Consider the following 16001-nt stretch of genomic DNA (forward strand, 5'->3'; position numbering starts at 1 on the left):
TTCCGTTTTTGTCTAATTGTGATGTAAACTGCTACAATATATAAAAAGAACTGAACAATGGGGGCTGCTTGATGCGACCGAATATTCTAATTATTGATGATGACGAAAAGATTATTTCTATGCTGCGTAGAGGTTTAGCTTTTGAAGGTTACGATGTGAAAACAGCGGTGAATGGAGCGGATGGATTACGGGCAATCTTGAGCAGTGATCCGGATGTGGTAATTTTGGATGTAATGATGCCTCAGGTGGATGGCTTTGAAGTATGTCGCCGCTTGCGGGAAGGGGGCAGTAATGTTCCTGTTCTCATGCTTACCGCGAAGGATGAAATTGAGCACCGTGTAAAAGGGCTTGATCTGGGTGCGGACGATTATCTGGTTAAACCTTTCGCGCTGGAAGAACTGCTTGCACGTGTACGTGCGCTGCTTCGGCGTAAGAGTGAGCAAAACGAAGGTGGAGAGCAAGCGGTTTCTTATGAAGATATTACGCTGGATGTGGATTCACGTGAGGTTACCCGCGCCGGTAAAAGACTGGAGCTAACAGCAAAGGAATTTGAGCTGCTTCATCTTTTTATGCAAAATCCGAAACGTGTGCTTTCACGGGATCTGATCATGGATAAAATATGGGGTTATGATTATAGCGGTGAATCTAATGTGCTTGAGGTATACATAGCTATGCTACGTCAAAAGACGGAGGAGCATGGCGGTAAACGCCTCATTCAAACGATCCGGGGTGCCGGTTACATTCTAAGAGGTGACAACTAACATGTCTATAAGATTGCGGCTGACTGCTTGGTATTCAGGGATTTTGGCCGTTATGCTGCTGGCCTTATCAGCCGCAATTTACGGTTTTGTTTATTTTAATACTTATGGGGACTTGAAGGATCGTATACAAAAACAGGGTGAGCAGCTTGTAACCAATCTCAATCCTAACTGGGCGTATGACGGTTCATTGCAAAGTGTGAGCATAAACCCCTTCTTCGGCAACAAACTGGAAGAAGCTAATATTCTGGTGCAAACCTATATCTATAATAATGAGAACCTGCAAAAGTCAGAGAACTTGCATTATCTAGATATCCAATTCGATGTTCCGAAACTGGAAGATATTGATAAAGCTCACGGGTTCAAACAGACTACGCTTGGCGGATATCATTTGATGGTTTATCAGATACCGATATATGACTTGAATAAGAGTCCTGTGGCCCTTCTGCAGGTGGCAACACCGTCAAATTCGGAAGACAAGCTCTTGGAGCGTTTAAAAAATATACTACTCGTAGGTTCTTTTGCTACCCTGATCGCGGCATTTACCTTCGGTTTGTTCCTTGCGCGCAAATCCATGAGTCCAATCGGCAAAGTAATTGAAGCTGCGAATGGGATTCAGACGGGGAATGATTTAAGCTCGCGGATTGAATACGATGGGCCGCCAGACGAGATAGGAAGACTTATTGAGACCGTTAACAGTATGCTTGGGCGTATGGAAGGGTTCTACACAGAGCTGGAGGATTCGTATGCGGCTCAGCGCCGTTTCGTTTCAGATGCTTCACACGAGCTTCGGACACCGCTCACTACGATCCGCGGAAATATTGATCTGCTGCAAAAGGTTTGGGAGATGGAACCCGGAGAAGGGAAGATGAGTGAAGCTGAGATTCGCCAGCTATCGCTTGAATCGGTGCAGGATATCGCAGACGAGTCTAAGCGTATGAGCCGCTTGGTAGCGGATATGCTCTCGCTCGCGCGTGCGGATACTGGACGTACTTTTGATATAGAGCCCGTGGCACTGGAACCGATGATGAATGAGATTGCGCGCCGCGCCTCTTTCCTGCCCCGTCAAGCCGAGTGGGTTACAGGTGATATGTCAGTCTTAAATGGCAAATATATAGTTGGGAATAAAGATTATCTACAGCAAATGCTCTTTATTTTTATTGATAATGCCTTTAAGTACACGCCTTCAGGCATCGTGAGTTTGGATACCCTCTTCTATCAGAATCAGATTGGCATTCGGATCACTGATACAGGGATTGGTATGGATAAAGATGAGGTTCCATATATCTTTGACCGTTTCTATCGTGCAGATGAATCGCGTGGAATTACGGAAGGGATTGGGCTTGGCTTATCCATTGCTAAGTGGATTATTGACGAGCATGGTGGGTCTGTGGAGGTTGTTACACGCCAAGGTGAGGGTACCACTTTTGTCATCTGGTTGCCGCTTCTCTTTGCTCCGCCGCTGGAATAGGGTATAATTTAGAAGTGTCCTATTACAGATGTCAATGAAAGCAGAAAGCTGGTGAACTCATGGAAGTCATTAAAATCTCTCCCCGGGGATATTGTTACGGAGTTGTCGATGCAATGGTTATGGCACGGCAGGCTGCGCAAAATCTCGATCTTCCCCGGCCGATTTATATACTGGGTATGATTGTTCATAACAGTCATGTCACGAATTCGTTCGAAGATGATGGCATTATTACTTTGGACGGACATAATCGTCTGGATATTCTGGATAAAGTGGATAGTGGGACCGTCATATTCACTGCACACGGGGTTTCTCCTGAGGTACGCAAGATGGCTAGAGACAAGGGTCTAACTACGGTCGACGCTACCTGTCCTGATGTCACGAAGACCCATGATCTTATTCAGGAAAAAGTAGATGACGGTTATGAGGTCATTTATATCGGCAAAAAAGGCCATCCGGAACCGGAGGGTGCTGTGGGTATTGCCCCTGAGCATGTGCATCTGATTGAAAAAGAAGATGAGATTGCTACGTTATCCATCTCTTCTTCACGTATTGTCATTACGAATCAGACTACTATGAGCCAGTGGGATATTAAACACATCATGAAAAAGCTTCTAGAGACCTTCCCAGGTGCTGAAGTGCATAATGAGATATGTATGGCTACCCAGGTACGTCAAGAGGCTGTGGCGGAACAAGCGGGGCAATGTGATCTGGTGATTGTTGTCGGTGATCCGCGAAGCAACAACTCCAATCGTCTGGCACAGGTGTCGGAAGAAATCGCTGGGGTTCCTGCCCATCGTATTTCTGATGTGTCTGAACTCCAAACAGAATGGCTAGAGGGTGTAAATATCGTCGGGGTCACTTCTGGCGCGTCCACACCTACACCTATCACCAAAGAAGTGATTAACTACTTAGATCAGTATGATTCGGCTAATCCGGAGACGTGGGAGATCAAACGTACAGTGAATATGGCGAAGCTGCTGCCACCGGTTAAGAATAAGAGTGCAAGTACTACTTAATGTATTGGGCTAGGCTCGAACTTATATATTATGAACGCTGCAACAAGAGCGCTTAACTTCGTCAGTCGAGGTTAAGTGCTCTTTTTTATCGAAAGAACGCTTCCGGCATAGGAATTAGAATATAGATTGACTATAATCGTTTTTTGAGGTAAAATTGCTTTAGTGATTAAAAGCATAAAAGCTTAAAAGCGAACACGCGTCGTAGCGCGATAGTATTTAACGGAATTATTATAAATTTTAAATGTAGAGAGGGAGTTATAAATATGATCGTCATTACATCAAATCAAACACCGGAAGAACAGGTTAAAGATATAATTGCCGTAATCGAAAAAGAAGGTTTGCAGGTGCATCTCTCCAGAGGAGCAGATCACACGGTGATAGGTTTAGTGGGAGGCGTCACTCCTAAGCTCGCCGAGCATTTGCGGCAAATGAAGGGTGTAGAGAACGTCGTGAAGATCTCCAAATCCTACAAGCTGGCCAGCCGGGATTTCCATCCTGAGGATACGATTATTGATATCAAGGGTGTGAAGATTGGTGGAGAAAACCTGGTAATCATGGGCGGACCTTGCGCCGTTGAGTCTCCAGAGCAGATTGATGAGATCGCCCGGCTTGTTAAAGCTTCTGGTGCTCAGGTACTTCGTGGAGGCGCATTTAAGCCCCGTACAGGACCGTACAGCTTCCAAGGCGTAGGTGTGGAAGGTTTGACTATGATGGCTGAAGCAGGAAAGCGTCATGGGCTGTTGACCATTACAGAGGTTATGACACCAGAGTATGTTGATATCTGTGCGGAACATGCGGATATTCTGCAGGTGGGTACACGGAATATGCAAAACTTTGATTTGCTGCGCAAGCTGGGGACCTGTGGCAGACCTGTTCTTCTAAAACGTGGCTTCAGTGCGACCTATGACGAGTTGCTCAATGCAGCGGAGTACATTTTGGCAGGCGGTAATAAGGATGTGATGCTCTGTGAGCGCGGGATTCGCACATTTGAGACCTACACTCGTAATACGCTGGATCTATCGGCTATTCCTGTGCTACAAAGCTTAAGCCATCTTCCAGTAATCTCTGATCCAAGTCACGGAACCGGTCGTCGTGAGTTAGTTGAGCCTATGGCCAAAGCTTCTGTTGCTGCTGGCGCAAATGGTCTAATTATTGAAATGCACACAGATCCGGACAATTCCATGACAGGTGATGGTGTTCAATCGTTATTCCCTGATCAGTTTGATAACCTGCTTAAGGATCTGGAAAAGCTGGCTCCAATTGTTGGACGTAAGTTTTCAACTTCGCCAGAAACGGTTTCGGTCCTATAAAATTTAATCTAATAGCTTCCTCGGAAGCCCTCTTAACCCGCGACCTAGTGGGAAAAGAGGGTTTTTTTGGAGTTGGATAAAATAAATGTGACATGGAAATATGCGAAAATAACAGATTTCACGAAAGCGTTAGAATATCTTACATTGCTGAAAGAAATACCTGACATAAGCATTGACGATGTTAGGTATGAGATTTATAATTACGACAGCAAAAAAAATTAAAACAAGAACATTTGCATACTGTGAGCGGCCTAATGTTCGGAACTTGGGGGAGGAAAAATTCATGTCGGTTGAAAAAGTGTTGCAAACAATTAAAGAGAACAATATCGAGTGGGTAGATTTTCGATTCGTAGATTTAGGTGGTCGTGCCCACCACATCTCTCTGCCAGCTTCTGAAGTGGAAGATGAAACTTTTGTAAATGGGGTAGCATTCGACGGTTCTTCCATCAAAGGTTTCCGTGGTATTGAAGAATCAGACATGGTTATGATGCCTGATCCGAATAGTGTATTCATAGATCCGTTTACAGCTCATCCAACGCTGAACGTGATGTGCGACATTTTCACTCCTGATGGCGAACGTTATGAGCGCGATCCTCGCGGTATTGCTGTGAAAGCAGAAGAATTCCTGCAAAAAAGCGGAGTAGGTACATCTGCATTCTTCGCGCCGGAATCAGAATTCTTTATCTTTGACGATGTTCGTTACGAAAGTGGCATGAACAGATCCTCATTCTTCGTAGATTCTGAAGAAGCGGCTTGGAATACGGGTCGTAAAGAAGAGGGCGGCAACTTGGCATTTAAAGTTGGCGTTAAAGGTGGATATGTTCCTGTAGCACCAGTTGACTCCCAACAGGATATCCGCAGTGAAATGTGCCGTCTGCTCGCTGAAGTTGGACTACGCATTGAACGTCATCACCATGAAGTAGCCACTGCAGGTCAAGCGGAAATTAACTTCCGTTTTGATACCTTGAAGAAAACTGCTGATAATCTCATGACTTATAAATATATTGTACAAAACACTGCACGTCAGTATGGCAAGGTAGCAACCTTCATGCCAAAACCGCTGTTCGGTGATAACGGTAGCGGAATGCACGTGCATCAATCCATCTTTGACGGAGACACTCCTTTGTTCTACGAAAAAGGCGCTTATGCTAACCTGAGCGAAATGGCTCTTCATTATATCGGTGGTATTTTGTACCATGCACCAGCATTGATCGCTTTGACTAACCCAAGCACCAACTCCTTTAAACGTCTGGTTCCTGGCTACGAAGCACCGGTTAACTTGGTTTACTCCAAAGGAAATCGTTCTGCAGCAGTTCGTATCCCGGTAGCAGCTGTGACACCAAAAGGCTGTCGTATCGAATTCCGCACACCGGATTCCACAGCTAACCCTTACTTGGCATTCTCCGCAATGCTGATGGCAGGTCTGGACGGAATCAAGAACAAGATTAACCCGCAAGAACTGGGTTATGGTCCTCTGGATAAGAACATCTATGAATTGTCTGATGCAGATAAAGAAAAAATCCGCAGCGTACCAGGCAGCCTGAGTGAAGCGCTTGATTCTTTGGAAGCTGATTACGAGTTCCTAACAGAAGGCGACGTATTTACTAAGGACTTCATCGATAACTATATTGCTCTGAAACGTTCTGAAGCACAAGAGGTTGCCATTCGTGTTCATCCACATGAATACGCCTTGTACTTCGATCTATAAGATTCCTGCTATTATAATCTTTATAATAAAAGAAGCTGTCTCAAAAGTAGTGAATTCTACTTGAGGCAGCTTCTTTTTTATGAATCAGGAAAAGTAATGGGTTTTACTGTGCCCTATGACTATATGCTAAGAAAGACTACACTAGCCCCCGTTCAGGAGCGCCGCAGGACTCTCTAATGATAAGCTCGGGCTCCACGCTGAAAGAACTCGTGCCGGATTGGTTGTTTATTAGATCATATAGCATTAGCGCTGCTAGGCGGCCGATCTTATCTTTATTTTGGCGGATGGTAGTCAATAGGGGTGTTGTATAATTGCAGGCCTCGATATCATCACAGCCAATAATTGCGACAGTTTCAGGAACGGCGATAGAAGCCTCTTTAAGAGCACGCATCGCCCCTATAGCAAGCTGATCGGACGCCGCGAAGATCGCTCTAGGTAAATTTCCATTCTCAATCATTCTACGCATCGTCTCATACCCGCTGGCCTCAAAGAAGTTACTTCCGTTTAAGAACCAATTCTCGTTAATAGGCAGTCCTAAATCTTCAAGAGCTTTGCGATAACCACTTTCGCGCATATTGGAGATGTCTGAATCTGAGGAACTGCCGATGTAGCCAAGCTCTCGATAGCCCAGTAAGTAAAAGTGTTCCACCACTTTGGAGGACATTTTGAAATTATCCGACATGATAAAACCAGAGTTGTCACCGGTCAGCTTTAAATCTACGCCGATACACGGAATTGTACTGTTGTCTAATTCGCTGATAGAGGTTTCTAGCTCCTGTCCGGATAGAAGCACACACCCATCTACATTAAAATGCTGGCAACGGGCAAGATAATCGTTAGTATCGCCACTTTGGAATTTTTCATTGGAAAAAAAGATAAGGTCGTAACCTAGTAGTCCCATTTGTTTTTTGAATGAATTTAGCACCTCGATGAAAAAAGGGTGGGTAAAGTCGACATTCAGCATTCCGGCAAAAATCACTCCGATTAGATTGGATGATTTCGTAGCCAATGTTTTAGCTGAATTGGAGGGGGTATATCCAGTTTCTTTTATAATTTGTTGAACCCTTGTCTTGGTATCTTCCGAAATATCACTGTAGTTATTAATGATTTTGGATACTGTCGAAACAGAAACTCCAGCAATTTTCGCTATATCTTTGATGCTGTAGGCCAAATTAAGTCCCCCTTATAGTGAAAAATGTTCCGTAATATATGTTTAAAATCTACTCAAGGCTATTTTTTATGACTTGAATTTATGATTTACGAAATAGTTTCGTTACTTATTTTATAGTTCAATAAGATTATAGTCAATGGAATGTTTACTCTTAAACTAGGATTATGCTTGGTTTTAAAGGTTTTTTTGAATATTTGGTTCAAAAAACGTTCAAAAACGAACAAAGAAAAAAGACTTTACAAAGACAAATAACGATGTAATAATAAAAACACCGAAACCGCTTTCTGTGATATCGTCCTTACTGTTTCGTGATTTTCAGAAATTAGCATGTGGTTTCGTTAAAAGGGTCATAACAAATTATCTGGGGGGTAACAAAATGGTAAAGAAGCTTTCTGCGGTATTGTTGAGCTCAGCGCTAGTGCTCTCATTAGCAGCATGTGGAAACAGCAATAACAACGCGAATGGTGAGGCTACTCCGGGCAGCGGAACAAACAAGCCTGCATCTGGTGATAAGAAAGTGATTAAGATCTTACACTGGAAACAAGAGAATATTAACAAGGTCATTACAGAAATTAATAAAAAGTTTGAAGAAAAATATCCGGAATACAAAGTGGAGTACACAACCACGGGTCCTGATGATGAATTCAAACAAGCACAAAGAGCAAGAATTACAGCTGGTGACGTAGATGTTCTTGCCGATCTATCCGGTATGAGATTGTCCCCGAAAGATTGGACACCAGGTGCGAAAGTGCCAGACTGGCAACAATGGATTGATTCCGGACTGATTGCTGATCTGAGCAACGAAGCTTTCGTTAAAAACTACAATGCGAATGATATTGCTAAAGCCGGCACTTATAAAGATAAAGTGTATGCAATCCCAACCGGTAAAGTAGCAATGTCAGGATTCTTCTATAATAAAGAAATTTTTGAACAAAACGGTCTGACTGTACCTACAACTTGGACAGAGTTCATTAGTGTTCTAGATACATTGAAAGCCAAGAGTATTGTTCCAATCGTAGTGGCTGGTAAAGACGTATGGCCATTGAAACTGCCAGTGTTCGGTTTGCAAGCTAAGATTTTGGGTGGCGGCAACCAACAACAATGGATTGAGGGCGTTTGGAAGGGAACTTCGGCATTTAACGATGCTGAGGCTGTAGAAGTATTGGAGAAAATGAAGACGCTTCAAGATAACTACATCATCGACGGTTTCTTGGGTATCGACTATGCAACAGCACCTTCGTTTTTCGCAACAGGAAAAGCAGCTATGATTGCTGACGGAACTTGGGATGCTCCTACGATCGCGGCAGCAAATCCAGATGTGAAATTTGGTTACTTCCCAATCCCAGCTACAGAAGATGCTGCTAAGAATAATTCTCTTGTCGGTAAATACGATGTAACTTGGTATGCAGCAGAAAAAGGCCCGAACAAGGAAGGCGCTTTGAAATGGCTGGAATTCTTCTCTGAACCAGAAAACTACACAGAATATGTTAAAGCAGCAGGATTCTTGCCTACACAAGACAATATTGCCACTGAAAGTGATTTTATTGACAAAGAACTTGCTCCATACATGACTGGAGATTTCGAACTTGCTTATGAAATTATGATGATTAACCGTGACAACGTTGGTGAACACATTGCAGCTGAAGGCGTTCACACTGAGTATTTGGCACCAGGCGGCGAGTTTAAAACCGCTAAAGAGCTTGCAGACGTACAACAAAAAGAATGGGAAGCAGCAGCACCTAAATAAGTAGCTATCCCAATAAATAAAAAAGAATCTACAACATACTGTACACCAAACATGTTTTACAGCTTCGGGGTCTGTTTTGTGCAGGCCCCGATCATTTTATTGAATTAGGATTGGGTAGGTGAGAGAAATGTATCCGTTCGGGAAAGGTTTTAAACGATATATACCGCTTCTGCTGCTAATGATTCCATTATCATTGTATGTAATTTTCTATTTTGGCCCATCTATGATGACGGTCATCTATTCATTTACAGATATCACTAACGTTCCTGGAAGCAAGATGAGTTTCGTAGGCCTTGACAATTATTATGATGTATTTTACTCAGGAAATTCAGGCGAGCGTTGGGATTCCATTATACGTACTATTTATTTCATGGTCATTGTAACCATTGTACAGAACGGTGTCGGTCTGCTTATGGCCGTAGTTATCAATCAGAAGCTGAAAGGCGATTATTTCTATCGCGCGGTATTCTTTTTACCGGTTGTGCTTGGTGTGGCGGTAGTTGCACTGGTATGGGGCATGATGTTCGATCCGCTGAGTGGTCCGGTTAACCAACTGTATGATTCTTTGTTCGGTTATAAAGATATGTTCTTTGGAAGCTTCACTCATGCGTTCGGTTATATTATATTTACGCAAATTTGGATGTATATGGGATATTCGATGTTGATTTTCCTTGCGGGACTACAATCCGTACCGAAAGATTTGTATGAGGCTGGATATATAGACGGAACTACGAAGTGGCAATCTTTTAAAAATATCACATTCCCACTTATCGCTCCATCCTTTACGATTAACATTATTTTGTCTATTATCGGTGCGATGTCCACCTTTGATATTATTCTCGCAACTACGGACGGTCGCTTTAACACAAGAACGATGGCATATGACGTTTATAAAGAGACGTTCCGTGGTTCTCTACAGATGGGACTTCCTTCCGCGCTTTCCGTGGTTCAGTTCCTTATGATTCTGGTGTTTGTAGTATTTGCAGTGAAACAAATGCGTAAGAGAGAGGTGGAATATTAATGAAGGATTCCAAAACCGCCAAAACTCTCTCTTATATTCTGATTGCAGTGTTGCTTGTTTTGTATATCATGCCGTTGTTATTTGTAATCAATATTTCATTCAAGTCCTTTACAGAATATCTGTTAGATCCTATCGGTCTCGTAAAAAGTATTCAATGGGATAATTATAAAGAAGCTTGGCTACAGGGTAATTTCTCTAATTATTTCTTAAACAGTCTGCTGTATACAGCCGTAGCAACAGTGCTGACCCTAATTGTTTCGTTATTCGGGGCCTTCCCGGTGGCGAGAAATTATGTGAAGTGGAGCGGATTTATTTATTTGTTCTTCTTGATGTCTCAGTTCCTGCCGAATCCAATGGTCGCACAGTTCAAGCTGATGCTTACCATGAAACAGGAGCTAGGATTTGTAGGTTATGACACGAAGCTGGGTTACATTCTCCTTAAAACAGGCGGAACGGGTATCGTGTTCATGATGTTTGTAGGTTACATCAAAGGAATTAGCCGGGAGATGGATGAAGCAGCAGGTATGGATGGCGCTGGATATATGCGTTATTTGTTCCAGATCATCATGCCACTTATGAAACCAGTAATTGCTACAGGTGTTATTCTAACAGCAATTAGTATCTGGAATGACTTCGTGGGGCCGGTCATGTATTTACCGAGTCCAGAAAACTATCCAATCACCTTCGGGCTTAAAGAATTCCGCGGTCAATACGGAAACAACTGGCCTATGTTGGCGTGCGGGATCATGATCGTATCTGCACCGCTTATCATCCTATACACCTTCATTCAAAAGTATATCGTTGACGGTGCATTGGCAGGTGCGGTTAAAGCTTAAGTAGTTGTGTAAATGAGAGGATGGAGAGAATGGATCGTAATAAAATTCATGGCTTCGAATTCACCGGAAATGATGGGGAATTCAGGCTTCAGCAACCGGATCGCAGCAGTTTTCTATATTTCCCTCTAGTGAATGAAGGGGGAATGATGTCGACAGTAACTCCAAAACTTCATGGTCAGGTTACCACAGGTCATAATTCATTTTTAACACCGCCATTATCTGTTGAAGATTTGCATAATTCGCGGGCTTCCCGCAACTTCTGGGTATACGTAGACGGCAAGGGAGCTTGGTCGGCAGTGGGGAACTCCGCTAAGCAAAATGCCGATTTTTATACATCGTCTACTGATGAAGCAGTACTAGAGGCTGGTTTCTTGTGGCAACGCGTAACGCGTTGTAACGCAGAGATGGGTGTTAAAGCTGAAATCACCAGCTTTGTGCCAAGTGGTAATGATAAAGTCGAATTAATGAAGGTTACGTTGACCAATACAGCAGCAGAGGCTATTACGCTGACACCGACAGCGGTAGTTCCGATTTACGCGCGTTCGGCGGATGATCTGCGCGATCATAGACATGTAACCTCCTTGCTTAACCGGATTTATACTTCACCCTATGGTGTTGAGGTTCAGCCTGCGCTCTCCTTTGATGAGCGGGGACACCGCATCAATCACACTTCTTATGGAGTATTTGGTGCAGAGGGTGACGGCAGTCAACCTGCGGGGTTCTTTCCGGTGCAGGAGGAGTTCATTGGAGAAGGTGGAAGCCTGGATTGGCCAGAAGCTGTTATCCTGAACAACACGCCGGAGATTGGCAAGGGCGGAGGCGTACAAAGAGAGGGATATGAGGCTATCGGGGGTCTTCGTTACGAGACGCTTACTCTGTCTCCTGGTGACAGCCATTCTTATATAGTAGTTATGGCGATCCATAATGAGAGAATTGACGTGGATGCTTTGATGAACAAATATGGTACATCTGAAGCTTTTGATCATTTGCTTGAGGAGACTAAGGCCTTCTGGGCAGATAAAGTGAATATGGTAGAATTTCATACCGGTGATTCAGATGCTGACCAATGGATGAAATGGGTTACGATTCAACCCGTGCTGAGAAGACTTTATGGTAACTCCTTCTTGCCTTATCATGATTATGGAAGAGGCGGACGTGGCTGGCGGGATCTTTGGCAGGATTGTCTAGCACTCCTTATTATGGAACCGGCTGAAGTACGGAGCTTACTGCTGAACAACTACGCTGGGGTAAGAATAGATGGTAGTAATGCCACTATTATCGGTCAACAGCCTGGTGAATTTATTGCCGACCGTAACAACATCCCGCGGGTGTGGATGGATCATGGGGCTTGGCCGTTCTTAACTACTATGTTATATCTGGATCAGAGTGGTGATCTTGATTTCTTATTGCAGGAACAGACGTATTTCCGCGATACCTTTATGAGTCGCTGTAAGGAACGTGATACTTCATGGGATACCTCGCTAGGAAGTGATCTCAGAACAACTTCTGGTGAGGTTTATAAAGGTACGATTCTGGAACATATCCTGCTGCAAAATCTGGTTCCGTTCTTTAATGTTGGAGAGCACAATAATATCCTGCTGGAGGGTGCAGACTGGAATGATGGTCTTGATATGGGCGCAGACCGGGGTGAGAGTGTAGCTTTCACAGCATTCTACGCAAGTAACTTATTGGATATTTCTCGTGTGCTGCGTACGCTAAAGACTTCTAAAGGGCAAGAGACAGTTGAATTGGCAGAAGAAATGAAACTATTGCTAGATTCGCTTGGTGAGCAAGTGGATTATGAATCTGTATCAGGCAAGCATGAAAGACTTAATCAATATTATGCTGCCGCTCCGAACAAAGTTAGCGGTATTCGTGCAGCACTCGACATAGAGACAGTAGCGGACGATCTGGAACAAAAAGCAGAGTGGATCTTTAATCACTTGCGCCGCAATGAGTGGGTGGAAAGTGAACAAGGTGGAGGCTGGTTTAACGGTTATTATAATAATGATGGAGAACAAGTGGAAGGGGAATTCGCAGAAGGCGTTCGAATGACGCTTACAGGTCAAGTATTCCCGCTGATGGGTCATGCAGCTGCGCCAGAGCAAATTCCGCATATCATTGCCGCCGTGGATCGTAATCTACTGGATGACAAAATTGGGTACAGACTTAATTCCCGTTTTGGAGGCATCCAGCAGAATCTGGGTCGCGCCTTTGGCTTTGCCTTTGGACATAAAGAGAACGGTGCTATGTTCAGTCACATGACCATCATGTATGGCAATGCGTTGTATAAACGCGGATATGTGAAAGAAGGACATAAAGTATTAGAATCTCTGTATAGCTTAAGTACTGACTTTGCAAAAGCCCGCATATACCCAGGAATTCCTGAGTATATTAACGAGCAAGGCAGAGGGATGTATACGTATTTAACAGGATCAGCAAGCTGGCTGCTGTTAACTATGGTTACTGAAGTATTTGGTGTAAAAGGTAAGCTAGGCGATCTTTTGTTGGAACCGAAGCTTGTTAAAGAGCAGTTTGATTCTGAGGGAAAAGCCTCTATTAAGACAATCTTCGCGGATCGCGAGTTTGAAGTGGTCTATAAAGCCACAGGAAGCTTAAACTACGGGGAGTACCAAATACACGCTGTTACCCTGAATGGCAGCGAGGTGACGCTGCAGCGCGGCTCAGGAAGTGCGATTATTCCGCGTGAAGAGTTGCTCTCTCTGCAGACAGAGAAATGCCACTTGATTGAAGTGACATTGGCGTAGCTTTATACGATATTTTAAGACGTCTGCACCGTTATTCATAGCGGCTGCAGACGTTTTTTTCAATAATGAATATTTATTCATTGTAACAATGAACGAAAGGGCGCGTTAGGTATGGGTTACAGACTGTCAAATGGCATATTAACTGTCGATATCGCTGATATCGGAGAGTATAAGGGCACACGTTTTGACTGGACAGGATTTATTACACAGGTGACATTAGAAGAGGGGAAACATACGTTTTGTGTGCCGGAAAGCTTGAAGCCAGGCGAAGGAACTGGGGGCAAGGGGCTTTGTAATGAGTTTGGCATTTCCCGGGCAATTGGATATGATGAAGCACCAATCGGAGGCTGGTTTCCAAAAATCGGAGTCGGATTGTTACAAAAAGGAAATTCCCCATTATACAGTTTCAATGAGGAGTTCCCCTTAACCTCTTTTAGTAAGGATATCGAAGCAGGGAATGATGCGGTCACCTATACGATCCACCCGATGGAAAGCAACGGATATGCTGTGCAGCTAACCAAAACGATTTCTTTACAGGGGGATCAATTAATAATTGCATATGAACTGCATAACAAAGGGCAAAAGCCTTTCCATACGGAGGAATATATTCACAACTTCATCGGAATCGACGGGTTGAATATTGGGCAGGATTTCGAACTGCGTCTTCCGAGGGAACTCAAGGTAGTAGAACCAGAATCCTCCTATACGAAAGAATTGCTAGAGGTATCCGGGAATACCCTTACTTGGTCAAAGGAACCGGATAAACCCTTTTATTGCAAGTTGAGCGGTTGGGAAGGTCAGGAAAATGAGTTCACCTGGGAGTTGGTTCATAAGCCTAGTGGAGCAGGCGTGCGAGAGAGTGGGGACTTTCCAATAGAACGTATGGCCCTGTGGGGAGAAGGTCATGTAGTCTCTCCTGAAGTATTTGTGAACATTAGTCTTTTACCGCATCAAAGCAAGAGCTGGCGCCGATCTTACCGGTTTTTCACTGCGGAATGAGTACCGTCTTAACCTTTTATGTGAATAATTATACTTGCTGGTGCGGGAGAATATTGCTATCATAACCATATCCATATTGATAGGAGAGAAAGGGTGGGGAGCAGTTTTGAATAAGAGAGCATACAATTTTAATGCCGGACCGGCAGCATTGCCGCTTACGGTACTGGAACGCGCACAAGCGGAGTTTGTTGATTTCCGGGAAAGTGGAATGTCTATCATGGAGATGTCGCACCGTGGTGCCATTTACGAATCCGTGCATAATGAAGCGCAGGAACGTCTGCTTTCGCTCCTCGGCAATCCGAAGGGCTATAAGGTATTGTTCTTACAAGGCGGAGCAAGCACGCAGTTTGCAATGATCCCTATGAACTTGATTTCCGAAGGCCAAGTAGGTAGCTATGTAATGACAGGTAGCTGGGCAGATAAAGCTTATAAAGAAGCCAAATTGGTAGGAGGCGCTCATGTTGCTGCTTCTTCCGAAGATAAGAAATTCTTGGCTATACCTGAATTAAGTTCGATCAAAGCTGCGGAGAATGCTGCTTACCTTCATGTTACTTCCAACGAGACCATTGAAGGAACGCAATATGCAGAATTTCCGGATGCAGGCTCGATTCCGTTAATCGCGGATATGTCCAGTGATATACTTTGCCGTCCAATCGATGTGAACCAATTCGGAATGATCTATGCCGGAGCACAAAAGAACCTTGGACCTTCAGGCGTGACTGTAGTTATCGCGAAAGAAGAATTGCTTGCAGATTCACCTTCTAACATTCCTACTATCATGCGTTACAGCACTCATTATAAGAATAACTCTCTTTACAATACACCTCCATCTTTCTCTGTATATATGGTGAACGAAGTATTAAAATGGATTGAGGAGCAAGGCGGCTTAGCTGGCATCCATTCCAAGAACCTTGAAAAATCGGGTCTGTTATATGATCACATCGATGGAAGTGACGGTTTCTACCGTGGTGTTGCAGAACAAGGCAGCCGCTCTATTATGAACGTTACTTTCCGGATGCAATCAGAAGAACTCGAAAAGCAGTTTGTCAAAGCTGCTGAACTGGAAGGTTTTGTCGGCTTAAAGGGTCACCGCAGTGTTGGGGGCTTGCGTGCTTCCATCTACAATGCAGTTCCTTACGAAAGTGTAAAAGCACTATCCGATTTCATGAACCATTTCCGGCAAACTCAAGGTTAAT

General features: G+C 43.9%; 12 protein-coding genes. 11 read left to right on the forward strand and 1 reads right to left on the reverse strand.

The window, feature by feature from the left end:
* Window positions 1–71: 71 nt before the first annotated feature.
* The 5 genes from MHH46_RS08600 to glnA all read left to right on the forward strand — a co-directional run bounded on the left by MHH46_RS08600 (window position 72) and on the right by glnA (window position 6263).
* The gene (locus MHH46_RS08600) at window positions 72–761 is read left to right on the forward strand and encodes a response regulator transcription factor (RefSeq protein ID WP_076126423.1); all 690 of its coding nucleotides are present in this window, start codon (window positions 72–74) and stop codon (window positions 759–761) included.
* Window position 762: 1 nt separating this feature from the next.
* On the forward strand, window positions 763–2229 hold the full coding sequence (locus tag MHH46_RS08605; RefSeq protein WP_076126425.1) for a cell wall metabolism sensor histidine kinase WalK: 1467 nt from the start codon (window positions 763–765) through the stop codon (window positions 2227–2229).
* A gap of 59 nt (window positions 2230–2288) precedes the next feature.
* The gene (locus tag MHH46_RS08610) at window positions 2289–3245 is read left to right on the forward strand and encodes a 4-hydroxy-3-methylbut-2-enyl diphosphate reductase (RefSeq protein WP_076126427.1); all 957 of its coding nucleotides are present in this window, start codon (window positions 2289–2291) and stop codon (window positions 3243–3245) included.
* Between the two features lie 263 nt (window positions 3246–3508).
* Entirely contained in the window at window positions 3509–4555 is a 1047-nt protein-coding gene (gene aroF, locus MHH46_RS08615; RefSeq protein ID WP_076192813.1) for a 3-deoxy-7-phosphoheptulonate synthase, read from the forward strand.
* A gap of 283 nt (window positions 4556–4838) precedes the next feature.
* Window positions 4839–6263 (forward strand): type I glutamate--ammonia ligase, encoded by a 1425-nt coding sequence (glnA, locus tag MHH46_RS08620; protein WP_036684454.1) that lies wholly within the window; start codon window positions 4839–4841, stop codon window positions 6261–6263.
* Window positions 6264–6399: 136 nt separating this feature from the next.
* Here the strand turns inward: glnA and MHH46_RS08625 are convergent, their stop codons facing one another.
* On the reverse strand, window positions 6400–7434 hold the full coding sequence (locus MHH46_RS08625; protein WP_076126431.1) for a LacI family DNA-binding transcriptional regulator: 1035 nt from the start codon (window positions 7432–7434) through the stop codon (window positions 6400–6402).
* 376 nt (window positions 7435–7810) lie between these two features.
* Here MHH46_RS08625 and MHH46_RS08630 point away from each other — a divergent pair, with 376 nt between their 5' ends.
* The 6 genes from MHH46_RS08630 to serC all read left to right on the forward strand — a co-directional run bounded on the left by MHH46_RS08630 (window position 7811) and on the right by serC (window position 16000).
* The gene (locus MHH46_RS08630; RefSeq protein WP_076126433.1) at window positions 7811–9181 is read left to right on the forward strand and encodes an ABC transporter substrate-binding protein; all 1371 of its coding nucleotides are present in this window, start codon (window positions 7811–7813) and stop codon (window positions 9179–9181) included.
* 127 nt (window positions 9182–9308) lie between these two features.
* On the forward strand, window positions 9309–10202 hold the full coding sequence (locus MHH46_RS08635; protein ID WP_076126435.1) for a carbohydrate ABC transporter permease: 894 nt from the start codon (window positions 9309–9311) through the stop codon (window positions 10200–10202).
* A complete protein-coding gene (locus tag MHH46_RS08640) occupies window positions 10202–11038 on the forward strand; it encodes a carbohydrate ABC transporter permease (RefSeq protein ID WP_036684447.1) in 837 nt (278 codons plus the stop codon). The genes MHH46_RS08635 and MHH46_RS08640 overlap by 1 nt, the downstream gene beginning before the upstream one ends.
* Before the next feature lie 29 nt (window positions 11039–11067).
* The gene (locus MHH46_RS08645) at window positions 11068–13806 is read left to right on the forward strand and encodes a GH36-type glycosyl hydrolase domain-containing protein (protein ID WP_076192810.1); all 2739 of its coding nucleotides are present in this window, start codon (window positions 11068–11070) and stop codon (window positions 13804–13806) included.
* Between the two features lie 111 nt (window positions 13807–13917).
* On the forward strand, window positions 13918–14805 hold the full coding sequence (locus MHH46_RS08650; RefSeq protein ID WP_076192808.1) for a hypothetical protein: 888 nt from the start codon (window positions 13918–13920) through the stop codon (window positions 14803–14805).
* A gap of 106 nt (window positions 14806–14911) precedes the next feature.
* Window positions 14912–16000 (forward strand): 3-phosphoserine/phosphohydroxythreonine transaminase, encoded by a 1089-nt coding sequence (serC, locus tag MHH46_RS08655; RefSeq protein ID WP_076126439.1) that lies wholly within the window; start codon window positions 14912–14914, stop codon window positions 15998–16000.
* The last annotated feature ends 1 nt before the right edge of the window (window position 16001 follow it).

The sequence above is a fragment of the Paenibacillus sp. FSL H8-0175 genome (assembly GCF_045040615.1).
GTDB classification, from domain to species: domain Bacteria; phylum Bacillota; class Bacilli; order Paenibacillales; family Paenibacillaceae; genus Paenibacillus_AQ; species Paenibacillus_AQ odorifer.